Source organism: Streptomyces sp. TRD_SC_5, from assembly GCF_056836825.1.
Genome location: NZ_JBWZZS010000001.1, coordinates 5,232,310 through 5,246,720, shown reverse-complemented (window position 1 = coordinate 5,246,720; position 14,411 = coordinate 5,232,310). Strand labels below are relative to the sequence as shown.

At 70.9% G+C, this 14,411-nt stretch carries 12 protein-coding genes; 4 read left to right on the top strand and 8 right to left on the bottom strand.

From position 1 onward, the window contains the following. The first annotated feature begins 51 nt into the window (after nt 1-51). The 3 genes from AC1P0E_RS24210 to AC1P0E_RS24200 all read left to right on the top strand — a co-directional run bounded on the left by AC1P0E_RS24210 (nt 52) and on the right by AC1P0E_RS24200 (nt 2,604). Nucleotides 52-1,044 (top strand): aldo/keto reductase, encoded by a 993-nt coding sequence (locus AC1P0E_RS24210; RefSeq protein WP_482744233.1) that lies wholly within the window; start codon nt 52-54, stop codon nt 1,042-1,044. A 139-nt stretch (nt 1,045-1,183) separates the two neighbouring features. Then, nucleotides 1,184-2,362 carry a PQQ-dependent sugar dehydrogenase gene (locus tag AC1P0E_RS24205; protein ID WP_482744232.1) on the top strand — a complete coding sequence of 393 codons (1,179 nt, stop codon included), beginning with the start codon at nt 1,184-1,186 and terminating at the stop codon, nt 2,360-2,362. 62 nt (nt 2,363-2,424) lie between these two features. Beyond that, nucleotides 2,425-2,604 carry a DUF6191 domain-containing protein gene (locus AC1P0E_RS24200; RefSeq protein ID WP_482744231.1) on the top strand — a complete coding sequence of 60 codons (180 nt, stop codon included), beginning with the start codon at nt 2,425-2,427 and terminating at the stop codon, nt 2,602-2,604. Here the strand turns inward: AC1P0E_RS24200 and AC1P0E_RS24195 are convergent. The 6 genes from AC1P0E_RS24195 to AC1P0E_RS24170 all read right to left on the bottom strand — a co-directional run bounded on the left by AC1P0E_RS24195 (nt 2,567) and on the right by AC1P0E_RS24170 (nt 11,918). Beyond that, nucleotides 2,567-5,680 (bottom strand): helix-turn-helix transcriptional regulator, encoded by a 3,114-nt coding sequence (locus AC1P0E_RS24195; protein ID WP_482744230.1) that lies wholly within the window; start codon nt 5,678-5,680, stop codon nt 2,567-2,569. The genes AC1P0E_RS24200 and AC1P0E_RS24195 overlap by 38 nt on opposite strands. Before the next feature lie 92 nt (nt 5,681-5,772). Continuing rightward, nucleotides 5,773-5,958, bottom strand: a complete 186-nt coding sequence (locus AC1P0E_RS24190) for a hypothetical protein (RefSeq protein ID WP_482744229.1) — start codon at nt 5,956-5,958, stop codon at nt 5,773-5,775. Between the two features lie 175 nt (nt 5,959-6,133). After that, nucleotides 6,134-6,787 (bottom strand): hypothetical protein, encoded by a 654-nt coding sequence (locus AC1P0E_RS24185; protein ID WP_482744228.1) that lies wholly within the window; start codon nt 6,785-6,787, stop codon nt 6,134-6,136. A 35-nt stretch (nt 6,788-6,822) separates the two neighbouring features. After that, the gene (locus AC1P0E_RS24180; RefSeq protein ID WP_482744227.1) at nt 6,823-7,380 is read right to left on the bottom strand and encodes a GNAT family N-acetyltransferase; all 558 of its coding nucleotides are present in this window, start codon (nt 7,378-7,380) and stop codon (nt 6,823-6,825) included. 15 nt (nt 7,381-7,395) lie between these two features. Continuing rightward, the gene (locus AC1P0E_RS24175) at nt 7,396-9,636 is read right to left on the bottom strand and encodes an MMPL family transporter (RefSeq protein ID WP_482744226.1); all 2,241 of its coding nucleotides are present in this window, start codon (nt 9,634-9,636) and stop codon (nt 7,396-7,398) included. 179 nt (nt 9,637-9,815) lie between these two features. Then, the gene (locus AC1P0E_RS24170) at nt 9,816-11,918 is read right to left on the bottom strand and encodes a phosphocholine-specific phospholipase C (RefSeq protein ID WP_482744225.1); all 2,103 of its coding nucleotides are present in this window, start codon (nt 11,916-11,918) and stop codon (nt 9,816-9,818) included. 248 nt (nt 11,919-12,166) lie between these two features. Between AC1P0E_RS24170 and AC1P0E_RS24165 the strand changes: the two genes are divergently transcribed. Further along, nucleotides 12,167-12,466 (top strand): helix-turn-helix transcriptional regulator, encoded by a 300-nt coding sequence (locus AC1P0E_RS24165; protein ID WP_482744224.1) that lies wholly within the window; start codon nt 12,167-12,169, stop codon nt 12,464-12,466. Between the two features lie 183 nt (nt 12,467-12,649). Here the strand turns inward: AC1P0E_RS24165 and gatB are convergent, their stop codons facing one another. Together gatB and AC1P0E_RS24155 are read right to left on the bottom strand one after the other, a co-directional pair. Further along, a complete protein-coding gene (gene gatB / locus AC1P0E_RS24160; RefSeq protein WP_482744223.1) occupies nt 12,650-14,161 on the bottom strand; it encodes an Asp-tRNA(Asn)/Glu-tRNA(Gln) amidotransferase subunit GatB in 1,512 nt (503 codons plus the stop codon). Nucleotides 14,162-14,177: 16 nt separating this feature from the next. After that, complete coding sequence (locus AC1P0E_RS24155) at nt 14,178-14,411, bottom strand: hypothetical protein (protein ID WP_069926802.1); 234 nt, start codon at nt 14,409-14,411, stop codon at nt 14,178-14,180.

The window sequence follows — 14,411 nt, the reverse complement described above, 5'->3', positions numbered from 1 at the left end:
GTGGAGCGCAGAGGTTAGTTTTGGGAGCGGCAGAGGGAGGGGTACGGGGAGTTGGAGCGCAGGACAATCGGTGCGGCAGCGCTCGAAGTGGGCGCGATCGGACTCGGATGCATGCCGATGAGCTGGGCGTACACCGGCTCGCAGCAGCGGGGGGACCAGTCGCTCCGTACCGTGCACGCGGCGCTCGACGCGGGGTCCAGCCTGCTGGACACGGCCGACATGTACGGGCCCTTCACCAATGAGCTGCTGCTGGGGCGGGTGCTCAGGGAGCGGCGCGCCGAGGCCTTCGTCTCGACCAAGTGCGGGCTGCTCGTCGGCGATCAGCACGTCGTCGCCAATGGGCGCCCGGGGTACGTACGGCGGGCCTGCGACGCTTCGCTGCGGCGGCTGCAGACCGATGTGATCGACCTCTACCAGCTGCACCGGCCGGATCCGGAGGTGCCGGTCGAGGAGACCTGGGGCGCGATGGCGGACCTGGTGCGGGCGGGGAAGGTGCGGGCGCTGGGGATGTGCGCGGTGGGGGCGCGGGCGTCGCGGCGGCCCGGGGCGCGGATGCACGACGAAACGATTCGTCAGCTGGAGCGGGTACAGCAGGTTTTTCCGGTGAGCGCGGTGGAGGCCGAGCTCTCGGTGTGGTCGCCGGAGGCGCTGACGGCACTGCTGCCGTGGTGCGAGGCGCGGGGTGTCGGTTTTCTGGCCGCCATGCCGCTGGGCAACGGTTTTCTGACCGGGACGCTCACACCGGGGCAAGGCTTCGAGCCGGACGACGTACGGGCCAGGCATCCCCGCTTCACGGCCGAGATGATGGCGGCGAACCAGCCGGTGGTGGCCGGGCTGCGGCGGATCGCCGGGCGCCACGGCGCGACTCCGGCACAGGTGGCGCTGGCGTGGGTGCTGGAGCGCGGCCGCCATGTGGTCCCGGTGCCGGGGGCCAAGCGCGAGCGGTGGGCGGTGCAGAACGCGCGGGCGGCGGGGCTGCGGCTCACGGGGGACGACCTGGCGGAGATCGCGGGACTGCCGCGTGCGCGAGGCTCGTGGGACTGACCGCCGGGTGGCGGGTCGGGGAAAGCGCCGCGCAGTGGCAACCTGCGCGCCGGGCTGATGCAGAAGGGAAACTCCGGCGCGCGAGCGGTGTATGAAGAGTGGGAGCCGTTGCCGGTGACGACTGCCGGCCGTCGAAGGGATGCGTACCGTGCAACGTCCTGCTGTGACCGCTGCGTTGGCTGCCGCCGTTCTCCTGCTCGCCGTGGGGTGTTCCGACGCGGACAAGAACGCGCCCGCCCCGACGGCCGCGGGCGACGCGAGTGCGTCGCCGTCGGGAGACGCGTCCCGGCCCGGATCCGGGTCCCGCGCCGAGCCGCCGCCCGCGAAGGGGTCGGCCAAGGTGCTGAGCACCCTCACCGAAGGCCTCAAGTCGCCCTGGGGGCTCGCCGCACTGCCCGACGGCGATCTGCTGGTCTCCTCGCGCGACGAGGGGACGATCACCCGCGTCGACGGCGAGAGCGGCGAGAAGACGGAGACCGGGACCGTCGCGGGGGTCGCGCCGGCCGGGGAGGGCGGGCTCATGGGCCTGGCCGTCTCGCCCTCCTTCGCCTCGGACCACATGGTCTACGCGTACTTCACCACCGAGTCCGACAACCGCATCGCCCGCATGCTGTACGACGAGAAGAAGCCCGCCGGGCAGCAACTGGGCGCCCCGGACACCATCTTGAGGAGCATCCCCAAGGGCACCGTCCACAACGGCGGGCGGATCGCCTTCGGCCCGGACAAAATGCTCTACGCCGGGACGGGCGAGACGGGTGACACCGGGCTGGCGCAGGACAAGAAGTCGCTGGCCGGCAAGATCCTGCGGATGACGCCGGACGGCGAGCCGGTGCACGGCAATCCGGAAGCGGACTCGGTCGTCTACTCGTACGGGCACCGCAACGTGCAGGGCCTGGCCTGGGACAGCGAGAAGCGGCTGTGGGCCGCCGAGTTCGGCCAGAACACCTGGGACGAGCTCAATCAGATCCGCCCCGGCCAGAACTACGGCTGGCCCGAGGTCGAGGGCAAGGGCAGCCAGGAGGGGTTCGTCGACCCGGTCGCCCAGTGGAAGACGTCCGAGGCCTCGCCGAGCGGGATCGCGTACGCCGAGGGCTCGATCTGGATGGCGGGCCTGCGCGGCGAGCGGCTGTGGCGGATTCCGCTGGACGGTACGGAGCCGGTGGCGGACCCGGAATCGTTCCTGGCGGGGAAGTACGGCCGGCTGCGCACGGTGCTGGCGGCCGGCGGCGACAAGCTGTGGCTGGTCACCAGCGAGACGGACACCCGGGGCACGCCGGAGCCGGGCGACGACCGGATCCTGAACCTGGAGGTGAAGTAACCCACGGCTGTTTCAGGGGCCGTGTGTTTACGCTGGAGCGGAATCCAGGACCGGGGGGGCACATGTTCAACATGATCGAGCAGCTCTTCGCACCGGGTCGCAAGCACACCCACGACGAGCGTCGGCGGCTGGAGCTGTCCCGGACCGACACCGGGGACAGCGACCCGGGGCAGGGGCCGATAGACCTCGCCTCGGGCAAGGTTGTCATCCGGCCGCCAGGGACTGGTCCTGTACGTCGGTGAACAGGCGCAGGCGGTGGGCCACGGCAGCCGCCTCGCCCCGGCCGGAGACGCCGAGCTTGGCCAGGATGTTGGAGACGTGGACGCTCGCCGTCTTGGGTGAGATGTAGAGCTCCTCGGCGATCTGCCGGTTGGTCCGGCCGGCCGCGACCAGGCGCAGTACGCCCTGTTCGCGCGGGGTCAGGCCCAGCGACGCGGCCGGGCTCGCGGTGAGTACCGGGACGTCGGGCGCCTGCGTGAGCGAGAGGCGGGCGCGCTGGGCGAGCAGCGCGACGCTCTCGCCCAGGGGACGGGCGCCCAGTTGTTCCGCCACTGCCCAGGACAGCCGGAGCAGTTCGGCGGCCCGCTCGCGCTCGTCGGCGTTCAGCTCGCGCTGGCTCACCGCTCCGGCCCCCGGCGCGACAACCGCCTGGGTGTCGCCGCCGGTGGCGGAGGCGGCGAGCAGTGCCTCCGCCCAGCGCAGCCGGGCGCGCGCCAGGTCGTACGGACGCTCCAGCGTCTCGAACGCCGTGACGACGCCGGCCCAGTCGTCGGGGGTGGCGAGGCCCTCGGCCCGGCGCAGCTCGGCTCTCACCCAGTGTTCGTACGCGTGCCAGAGCGGCGCCGGGGTCGCCAGCCGCTTCGCTCCGGCCCGGATCAGCTCCAGAGCTTCGCGCCGGCCCGCCTCCGCGGCCGGGAGGCCACGTGCGTCCGCCTCGGCGACGGCGGCTTCGGCCAGCAGCGCCCAGGCGTAACGGTGGGTCCCGAGGGGGAAGCCGGCCGAGGCGGCGCGCGCGAACCCGGCGCGGACGTCCAGGATGCGGCCCCGGGCGGCGGCGAGAGCCAGCTCGATCCGGCGCATCGGAAGGTCGTGCTGGGGCATCGGGTCGTGGCTGCCGAAGTACGCGTGGGCGGCTGCCAGCCGCTCGTCGGCAGCGGTCAGTTCACCGCGCGCACGCGCCACGTCGGCCTGTATCCAGGCGGCGGCGCCGCGCGGCTTGGCGCTGGGCGCCGAGGCCCGTTCGATGTCCACGGCGTGCTCGACGGCCTCGCTCCAGCGCCCGAGGGAGACCAGCGACTCGGCGAGATTCCCCCGGACCCAGGCTTCGACGTCGGCGAGGCCGTACTTCCTGGAGAAGCAGACGCCTTCCTTGGCTATCGCCACCGCCTCCTGGGAGCGCCCCACGGACTCCAGGGCCGAGGGGAGGTTCACGTGGATGCGGCCGGCCACACTGGCCATGCCCTGCGCGACCGCCTGTTCCTTGACGGCGTACAGCGTGGCGAGGCCGCCCTCGACGTCACCCGAGTCGACGGTCAGGCCGCCCAGGGTGGTGAGCGCGGACAGTTCGGTGTCCCGGGCTCCGACCATCCGCGCGTACTCCACGGCCTGCTCGGCGGAGACCAGGCTGTCCGGGCCCGGCTCGTGCAGCATGCCCCAGCCGGCGACGTAGGCCAGGACCTCGGCGTGGACGGCGGACGGCGGAAGGCCGCGCACGAGCTCGCGCGCACGGGCCAGTTCGGTCCAGCCGTCGCCACGGCCAAGGCTGGATATCAGCTTGCAGCGCTGCACCCAGAACCAGGCTTCGCGCAAAGCGTCGCCCTCGCCGTCCAGGAGCCTCAGCGCCTTCTTGGAGATCTTGAGCGCCCGTTCGCGCTCGCCGCCGAACCGGCCGGCGACGGTGGCTTCCGCCATGAGGTCGAGGTAGCGCAGCGGCGTCGTCTCGGGATCGCAGCCGCAGGGCGGGTAGACCTCGGCGTAGTCCAGGGGCCGCAGGACCGCGCGGACCTCGGCGGGGGCGTCGTCCCACAGCTCCATCGCGCGTTCCAGCAGGCTCAGCTGGTCGGCGTACGCGTGGCGGCCGCGCGCCTCGACGGAGGCCTTCAGTACGGCGGGAAGGGCCTTGGCGGCGTCGTGCGCGGCGTACCAGTAGCTGGCGATGCGCGTGGCGTACTCGTCGGCCCGTACGAGCGAGGGGTCGGCCTCCAGGGCTTCGGCGTACCGGCGGTTCAGGCGGGAGCGCTCGCCGGGCAGCAGGTCGTCGCTGAGCGCCTCGCGCACGAGGGAGTGCCGGAAGCGGTACCCGTCGCCGTCCGGCGTCGCGAGGAGCAGGTTGGCGCCGACGGCGGCCCGCAGCGCCTCGATCAGCTCGTCCTCGGGGAGCCGCGCGACGGCGAGCAGCAGCCGGTACTCGACGGTGGAGCCGCCCTCGGCGACGATCCTGGCGACCCTCTGGGCGCCGTCGGGCAGCGCCTCGACCCGCACCAGCAGGATGTCGCGCAAGGAGTCGCTCAGGCCGGTGGCGCAGCCGGTCCCGATGCACGAGGCCAGTTCCTCGACGAAGAACGCGTTGCCGTCGGAGCGGGTGAACACCTCTTCGGCCAGGGACGCTTCCGGCTCGGCGGCGAGGATTCCGGACAGCTGGCGGTGTACTTCCGAGCGGTTGAAGCGGGACAGCTCGATGCGCCGGACCGTGCGCAGCCGGTCGAGTTCGGCGAGGAGGGGCCGCAGCGGATGGCGGCGGTGGATGTCGTCCGCGCGGTAGGTGCCGACGACGACGAGGCGTCCGCGCCGCAGCGTGCGGAAGAGGTACGCGAGGAGGTGGCGGGTGGAGGTGTCCGCCCAGTGCAGGTCCTCCAGGGCGAGCACCACCGTACGGTCGGCCGTGATGCGCTCCAGGAGGCGGACGGTCAGCTCGAAGAGGCGCGTCATGCCGTCTTCGCTGTGCTGGTCGCGGGTGGTCTCACCGAGCTCGGGCAGCAGCCGGGCCAGTTCGCCCTCCTGGCCCTCGGCTGCGGCGGCGACCTCGTCGGGCATCCTGCGCCGCAGGGCGCGCAACGCGGTGGAGAACGGCGCGAACGGCAGGCCGTCGGCGCCGATTTCGACGCAGCCGCCCACCACGACGACAGCGCCGGCCTCGCAGGCGGCGGTGAAGAACTCCTCGACGAGGCGGGTCTTGCCCACCCCTGCCTCACCGCCCACGAGCAACGCCTGCGGCTCGCCCGCGGTGGCGCGGGCGAGCGCATCGGTGAGCTGGGCCAGTTCGCCGGCGCGGCCGACGAACACCGGGCTGACAGACCTGGTTTCCACATCGCTGAGCATCGCACAAGGGTCCGACATCGTGGGAGCGACCAGGGAACCCGTAAAGGGCACGACAGTCATCTCGCGTCCCTCACGTCGCCGTCAGGCCGCCGTCACGCGGCCCGTGCGAAGCGGTTGCGCAGCGAACTCACCGGCCCCTCTGATGCGTTCTGCCCTGACGTGCGGGCGGCCCGGCGGGCGGCGCGGCGGGCCTTGACGACCTGCCGTGCGAGCCGTTCGGTGGCGGCGACGCGCATCAGTTCGGCCACGTGCTGCTGCTGGATCTCGTACTCGTACACGGTGTTCTCCCCGGTGAGGTGAGTCGTTCGTTGAGGTCGCTTTCCGCGATGCCTCAACTCTCGTTTCCCAGGGGCCCCCGCGCATCGGGAGAGTGCCGCATCTTGGCAGCACGAAGGGCCTTAGGGACGTACGCGCAAAGGTGCGTACGTGCCTAAGGCCCCTGGTGTGGCCGCCTTACTGGCCTGCTCCGGCGCCCGGGCCGGCGGTGGGCGGCGTAGGCATCGAGGCGAAGAGGTCGAAGTACATCCCGGCGGAGACGAGCAGCCCCAGGATGCCGAGGGCGAAGCCCGCCCAGGCGAAGGACCGGACCCAGCCGGACCGGATGCTCGTGCCGGGCGTACCGAAGGACGGAAGGACCAGCACCACGACGGCGACGACGAGCGCGAGCAGCGCGAAGCCGCCGTTGACGAGGGCGGTCATGTGCCAGCCGTTGCCGTACAGCGCGGCGACCTGGTCGGCGGGGCTGTCGGTCTGCTTGGTCCCCAGCTGGCCGATGAGCGTCTGGCGCTCGGCGGCGACACGGCTGGTCCAGGTCCCGCTGAGGGCGGCGAAGCCGAGCACTGTGGAGACCACGGCGGCGGCGCCCGCGCCGACGCCGGAGGACGAGGCGCGCGGGGCCTCGTCCAGGACGTCCGCGTCGTCCTCGTCCTCGGCCTCGTCGACGTCGACGGCCGCGTCGTCGGCCTTGGTGCCGTCGACCGTGACGTCCTGGTCGGCGGCCTTCTCGATGTCTACTGCGGCGGCCTCGTCGCCCTTGTCGGGCGTGCCTGCGGCGGCGGCTGTCGCGTCGGGTGTTTCGTCGGACTTGGTACGGGCTGTGGCTGTCATACGCCGCACGCTAGGCGCGGTTTCTGAGAACTTTCTTAACGACACTCGCGCCACTCCCGCGCCAGCACCGACCAGACCTCGATGTCGTGCCGTACGCCCCGGTACGGGCGGCTTTCGCGCAGTACGCCGTCCCGCGTCATCCCCAGCCGCTTCGCCACATTTATGCTTGCGGTGTTCGCGGAGGAAACCAGCCACTCGACGCGGTGCATCCCCCGCTCGTCCACCGCCCAGTCGATCAGTGCCCGCGTGGCGCGCGTGATCAGCCCGCGGCCCACCGCGGACTCCTCCAGCCAGCAGCCGGCCTCGCAGTTGCCCGACGCGGCGTCGAAGGTCCGGAAGAGCACCCCGCCGACCAGTGTGCCGTCGAGCCAGATGCCGTAGAGGCGGCCGGTGTCCGAGGCCTGCTTCTCGGCGTACGACTGGAGGAAGGCCCGCGCCGAACCGAGGTCCGTGGCGGCCGCCGCGAGCCCGATGTACTGGTCGATGTACTCACGCCCGCGGTCGATGTGGGCCAGGTACTCCTCGGCCTGCCAGGGCTCCAGGGGGCGCAGTACGGCGTCCTCGTCGCCGGCGCCCAGCTGTATCGCGAACATCCCGCTCCTTGCCGGTCAAGGCACGAGCTGCTGGGAGTCCTCGGATTCGCCCGTGCGCTGAGCCTCGATCCTGTCATGCGTCGTGAGGCATTCGGCGGGTTCGATGCTGATGCGCGGCAGCCACCGGTCGAGCCCGCGCGGCAGCCACCAGTTCGCGCCGCCCAGCATGTGCATCAGGGCGGGCACCAGGAGCGTACGGAGCACGAACGCGTCCAGGGCGACGGCCGCCGCGAGCGCGATGCCGAACATCGCGATCACGCGGTCGCCGCTCAGGACGAAGGCCAGGAAGACCGAAATCATGATCACGGCCGCGGAGTTGATCACCCGGCTGGTCTCGGCGAGGCCGACCCGCACCGCACGCCGGTTGTCACCGGTCTCCAGCCACTCCTCGTACATCCGGCTGACCAGGAAGACCTGGTAGTCCATCGAGAGCCCGAAGAGCACCGACACCATGATCACCGGCAGGAACGGCTCGATCGGGCCCGCGCTGCCGAGCCCGAGCAGCTCGCTGCCCCAGCCCCACTGGAAGACGGCCACGACGACTCCGAAGGAGGAGGCGACGGCGAGCACGTTCATCAGCGCGGCCTTGAGCGGGATGCCGACACTGCGGAAGGCGAGCAGCAGCAGGGCGCAGCCCAGCGCGATCACGACGCCGACGAAGAGCGGCAGCTTGTCGACGATGACCTCGGCGAAGTCGTCGTAGCTCGCGGTGATCCCGCCGACGTACACCTCGAGCGACGTCCCCTGCTCGGCCTGCGGCAGGATGCTTTCCCGCAGCCGGTCGACGAGGTCGCTGGTGTCCTGCGACTGCGGCGACGACTCCGGTACGACGGTGAGCGCGGCCGTCCGGCCGTCGCCGTTGTACGCCACCGGGCTGACGGACGCGACCCCGTCGGCGCCGCGCACGGTGCCCGCGAGGGAGGCCATGGCGGCGCGGTCGTCGGCGCCGTGAACCTCGGCGACGAGGGTCAGCGGGCCGTTGCTGCCGGGACCGAAGCCGTCGGCGATCAGGTCGTACGCCGCGCGGGTCGTCGAGGAGGCCGGGTTGTTGCCCTGGTCGGAGGTGCCCAGGTGCAGCCCGAGCGTGGGCAGCGCGAGGACCAGCATGACGACGGTGGCGACGGCGCCGAGCAGCTTGGGGTGGCGCTCGACGAAGGCGGACCAGCGGGCGGCGAACCCGGTGGGCAGCTCGGGCTGCGGGCCGTGCTCGGCGAGCTGCCTGCGTTCGCGGCGGCTGAGCGCCCGCATGCCGATGTGGGAGAGCAGGGCGGGCAGCAGGGTCACCGAGGCGGCGACGGTGAGGACGACGGTCAGGGACGCGGCGATCGCGACGCCGTTGAGGAAGGACAGGCGCAGTATCAGCATGCCGAGCAGGGCGATGCAGACGGTGGCGCCCGCGAAGACGACCGCGCGGCCGGTGGTGGCGACCGCGTTCGTCGCCGAGTCGGTGACGGACAGGCCTCGGCGCAGCCCCTTGCGGTGCCGGGTGACGATGAAAAGCGCGTAGTCGATGCCGACGCCGAGACCGACCAGCATGCCGAGCATCGGCGCGAAGTCGGCGACCGTCATGACGTGGCCGAGCAGCACGGTTCCGGCGTACGCCGTGCCGACGCTGACCAGTGCGGTCGCGATGGGCAGCAGGCTGGCCGCGAGGGAGCCGAAGGCGACGAAGAGGACGACGGCCGCGACCACGACTCCGACCAGCTCGCTGAGGTGCGAGGTGGGGGCCTCGGTGAGGGCCACGGCGCTGCCGCCGAGCTCCACCTGGAGACCTCCGGTCTCCGCGGCCTTGGCGGTCTTGACCAGGGCCTTTGCCTGCTGCTGGAGGACCTCGTCGCTCTGCGCGTCAAAGGTGACGACGGCGTAGGCGGTGTGCCCGTCCTTGCTGATCTGCGCGGCGTCGCTGATCTGTGCGGCGTCGCCCTCGCGCTCGTACGGGCTGACGACGCTCACCACGCCCGGGAGGTCCTCAATGGCGTCGAGCGTCCGTGTCATCGACTGCTCGACCCCGGCGGCCTTGACGGTGGTGCGGCCGGCGGTGTGCCAGACGACGGTGTCGCTGTCGCCTCCCCTGCCGTCGAATCCGGCGTCGAGGAGGGCGGTCGCCCGGCCCGACTCGGTGCCGGGGACCTCGTAGTCGTTGGAGTACGCCGAACCGGCGACTCCGGCGGCTCCGGCGACCGCGCCGAGCGCGAGCAGCCACAGCAGGACTGAGGCGAAACGGTGCTTGACGCACCACCGGGCGATTGCTGCCAACGGACTTGCTCCCTGGGTGGTTCTGGATCTTTACCGGGAGACAAACCCGCAAAGAACTCATGACCTACGCTCAGCAACTTTGACAGCTAAACGTGATCGATTGTCCCATTCGTGCCCTTCGTCACAGGAGTCGCGGGAGCCAGGGGCAGCTCCCGGGCTCCCGCGTACCACCCGGCGTGTCAGCCTGAGACGCTCGCGCGCCCGTTCTCAATGTGCCCCATGAGACGCCTGCGGAAAGCGTCATCACCCGTAACGGTGATCGCCAAGTCGTACCACCCGTGTGCGTCCGCCGCGGAGTGCACCACGGTGCGGCTGCGGCCCGGCTTCACCGTCACCTCGCGGGGCCGCCCCTCGTCGAGATCGGCCTCGCCGGCGTACGCGAGCGTCCGCAAGGTGAAGGTCAGCGGCTCCTTGCCCCGGTTGACGAGCGTGAGGTGCAGGTCTAGGTCGCGGGCGTCGAGGTACGAGGTGACCTCGGCGACGCCCGCCTTCGTACCGGCGAACTCGCGGCGGAACCCGTTCGGTCCGGTGATCGTGAAGCGGTAGGCGTCACGCGTAAGGGGTACCGCCCATTGCGCCGTGCCCCTTACATCCCGGTGCTGCGGAATGGCGAACTCACCGGCATAGGGGTAAAGCGCGAAGTGCGCGCTCGCGCGCCCCGTATTGCTGAGCCGGACCTTGAAGGCACCGTCCTCCCGCACCTTCCCGTGCGCGTCCGGCTGGTACGGCAGCGGGCGCGCGGGACGCGTCCCTTCCTCCTGTACGGGCATGTGCTGCTCCAGCGGCGGAACCGGCCGCCAGCGCCCCGTGAACGGCGGTATCGCCCCCGGCTGCTCCACCGGCGGCTGCCGGCGCCCGCGCTTGAAGTCGAACGCGGAGGTCAGATCGCCCGTGACCGTGCGCCGCCACGGCGTGATGTTGGGCTCCTCGACGCCCGTCCACCGCTCCAGGAAGCGGATCACGGAGGTGTGGTCGAAGACCTCGGAGCAGACGTACCCGCCGACCGTCCACGGCGAGACCACCAGCATCGGGACCCTGATCCCGAGGCCGGTCGGGCGCCCCTGGTACCGCTCGTCGGTGTTGTCGGCGGGCGGCACGGGCGGCGGAACGTGGTCGAAGAACCCGTCGTTCTCGTCGTAATTGATCAGCACGACGGTGTGCCGCCAGACGTCCGGGTGCGAGCCGAGCGCGTCGAGGACCTGGTAGACCAGCGAGGCGCTGGCGATCGGCGAGGAGGAACCGGGGTGCTCCGAGTCGACCGCCGAAGGCACCAGGTACGACACCTCGGGCAGCTTGTCCGCTGCCACATCGGCCCGGAACTGCTCAGCGAGGCTGCCGGTCTCCCCTCGCCGCAGGCCGCGCTCGAAGAGCGAGCGCTCGGCCTTCGTCAGCGTGGCCACGCCCTCCTCCAGCGCGGCGAGCAGCCGCTCGCGCTCGGCGGCGTCGTCCGTGTCCCGCACCTTGGCGTAGAAGGCCTCCATGTAGGTGAAGCCGCCGGGGGCCTTCGCGAGCGCCTTGCGGGCGATCTTCTTGAAGGCGGTGAAGAACTCGATGTTGTTGTCGGTGAAGTTCTCCCACTCCTGGTACGTCTTCCAGGACCGGCCCGCCTTCTCCAGCCGCTCGGCGTACGTCGGCCACGGGTAACCCGGGTGGGAGCCCTCGGCGTACGCCGCATTGGTGACGGCTCGGCTCCCGTCGGCCTCGAAACCGGTCCACCCGCTCCACAGATGGTTCCGGTTGGGGCTCGTCGACGTATGGATCGAGGAGTGGTAGGCGTCGCAGATGGTGAAGGTGTCCGCGAGCTCGTAGTGCAGCGGCAGGTCGCGCCGGTCGTAGTACGCCATGGTGGCGGCGGTCTTGGCGGAAACCCACCCGTCCATCCACCCTCCGTTCCAGGCCTTGGCGCCGCCGCCCCACGAGTGGTCGAGGTCGCCGATGTACTGGAGGTCCTTCTTCTGCGCCTCGGCGGCGTCCCGGACGGGGAAGGGCAGGACCGTGCGCGACGGCGCGGGCTGCTCGAAGACCGGCTTTCCCGACGGCAGCTCCACCGCATTGCGGTCAGCGAATCCCCGTACACCGCGCAGGGTTCCGAAGTAGTGGTCGAAGGACCGGTTCTCCTGCATGAGGACGACGACGTGCTTGATCGCCCCCAGCCCGCCCGAGGCCGGTTCGGCGGCTATCGCGGCCTGCAGCGACGGCGGAAGCAGCGATCCGGCCGCGGCGGCGCCGATGGCGCCCCCGCCCAGCGCGAGCATCCTTCTGCGCGAAATGTCCGGTGACAAGCTCGACCTCCAGTCGACAGCCAATGGTCCGCCTGTGATCCATTGAGGGGTACGTCTGGGACGGTAGTGAGGCCGGATGTCGACGAGAAGACTTGGTGACGACTCAGTGGTGAACGTCCAAGAGGCGGCGCGTTCAGTCCAAGCCATTTCCGGCCACGGTCGGCCCGCCCCAGGAACGGGTGCCGTACAAATTCCTTGTACGGCACCCGGCTTGCTCGGGCACGGCGCGAGTTGGGCATGAACGCCCCATGCACCCGGGGAAGCAATCTACGAAGAAGACCCCCTCCTGGGAGGTCGTCGGCGCTCAGCTCAGCAACTTCCGCAGGCTGGCGGGGCTCACGCAGCCACAGCTCGCCACACGCGTCTGCATCCACCTCGAAACCCTCGGCTCGATCGAGCAGGGGCGCAGACCGCTGAAGCTGAAACTGGCGAAGGAGCTGGACGAACTGCTCGACACCAAAGGCGCTTTGGCGGCCGGGGTTCGCACCGCCCGTCGCATCGCTCCAGCACCGCTTCGACAGCCTTCGGACTGCGGTACCGCTCGATGACGACCCGCTCCACCACCCTGCCCTGCCGCGCCGCTCCGGCTCCGCCGCCCCGCAGGAGCCAGAACCGGCGCTCATGATCAGTCGTCATGTGCACAGCCGACCGCATGACGAAGGCGGCCCGCATCGGAGGAACCACCTCCGATGCGGGCCGCCTTCCGTACAGACCTGAGAGGAACGGCGGACTCAGCCCTCGCTGACGCCCAGCTTCTCCAGGATCAGCTCGCGCACGCGTGCCGCGTCCGCCTGGCCGCGGGTGGCCTTCATGACCGCGCCGACCAGCGCACCGGCGGCCGCGACCTTGCCGCTGCGGATCTTGTCCGCGATGCCGGCGTTGGCGGCGATGGCCTCGTCCACGGCGGTGCCGAGCGCGCCCTCGTCGGAGACGACCTTCAGGCCGCGCTTCTCGACGACCTCGTCCGGGCCGCCCTCGCCCGCGAGGACACCCTCGAAGACCTGGCGGGCCAGCTTGTCGTTGAGCGAGCCCTCCTTGACCAGCGCCGTGACACGGGCGACCTGCTCCGGCGTGACCGGCAGCGACGCGAGGTCGCGGCCGGACTCGTTGGCGTTACGGGCCAGCTCGCCCATCCACCACTTGCGCGCCGAAGCGGCGTCCGCGCCCGCCTCGATCGTGGCGACGATCGGGTCGATGGCGCCGGCGTTCAGGATCGACTGCATGTCGTGCTCGCTGACACCCCACTCCTCGCGGAGGCGGTTGCGGCGTACGCGCGGCAGCTCGGGAAGGCCCTTGCGGAGCTCCTCGACCCACTCGCGGGCAGGGGCCACGGGGACCAGGTCCGGCTCCGGGAAGTACCGGTAGTCCTCGGCGTTGTCCTTGATGCGGCCGGCCGTGGTGGAGCCGTCCTCCTCGTGGAAGTGCCGGGTCTCCTGCACGATCGTGCCGCCGGAGTCGAGCACCGCGGCGTGCCGCTGGATCTCGAAGCGGGCCGCGCGCTCCACCGAGCGAAGGGAGTTGACGTTCTTCGTCTCGGAGCGCGTGCCGAACTCCTCACGGCCGTGCGGCCGCAGCGAGAGGTTCACGTCGCAGCGCATCTGGCCCTGCTCCATGCGGGCCTCGGAGACGCCGAGCGCCTTGATGAGCTCGCGGAGCTCGGCGACGTACGCCTTCGCGACCTCGGGGGCACGCGTGCCCGCGCCCTCGATCGGCTTGGTGACGATCTCGATGAGCGGGATGCCGGCCCGGTTGTAGTCCAGGAGGGAGTGGGACGCGCCGTGGATACGGCCGGTGGCGCCGCCGACGTGCAGCGACTTTCCGGTGTCCTCCTCCATGTGGGCGCGCTCGATCTGCACGCGGAAGATCTCGCCGTCCTCCAGCTGGACGTCCAGATAACCGTTGAAGGCGATCGGCTCGTCGTACTGGGAGGTCTGGAAGTTCTTCGGCATGTCCGGATAGAAGTAGTTCTTCCGGGCGAAACGGCACCACTCGGCGATCTCGCAGTTGAGCGCGAGGCCGATCTTGATGGCCGACTCGACGCCGATCGCGTTGACGACCGGGAGCGAGCCGGGGAGCCCCAGGCAGGTGGGGCAGGTCTGGCTGTTGGCGTCCTGCTTGAGCTCCGTGGAGCAGCCGCAGAACATCTTCGTCTTTGTGCCGAGCTCGACGTGGACCTCGAGGCCCATGACGGGGTCGTAGGTCGCGAGGGCGTCCTCGTACGACACAAGTTCAGTGACGGTCACGGTGAAACTTTCCCTCTCAGCCCAGCAGAACGTCGTCGTCGCCGAGCTTCTTCAGCTCGCGGTAGAGCAGAGCGAGGCCGGTGACGATGGCGGCGGCGGAGACAGCGGCGTCGACGAGACGGAGCGTGTCATTGTCCTTGCGGGCCATACGGGCCTGCTTGACGACGCTGATCGCGCCGAAGGCGGTGGAGCCGATCGACAGGTACGTACCGGCCTTGGAATTCTTGAATCCCTTGGCCTTGATGGGCAT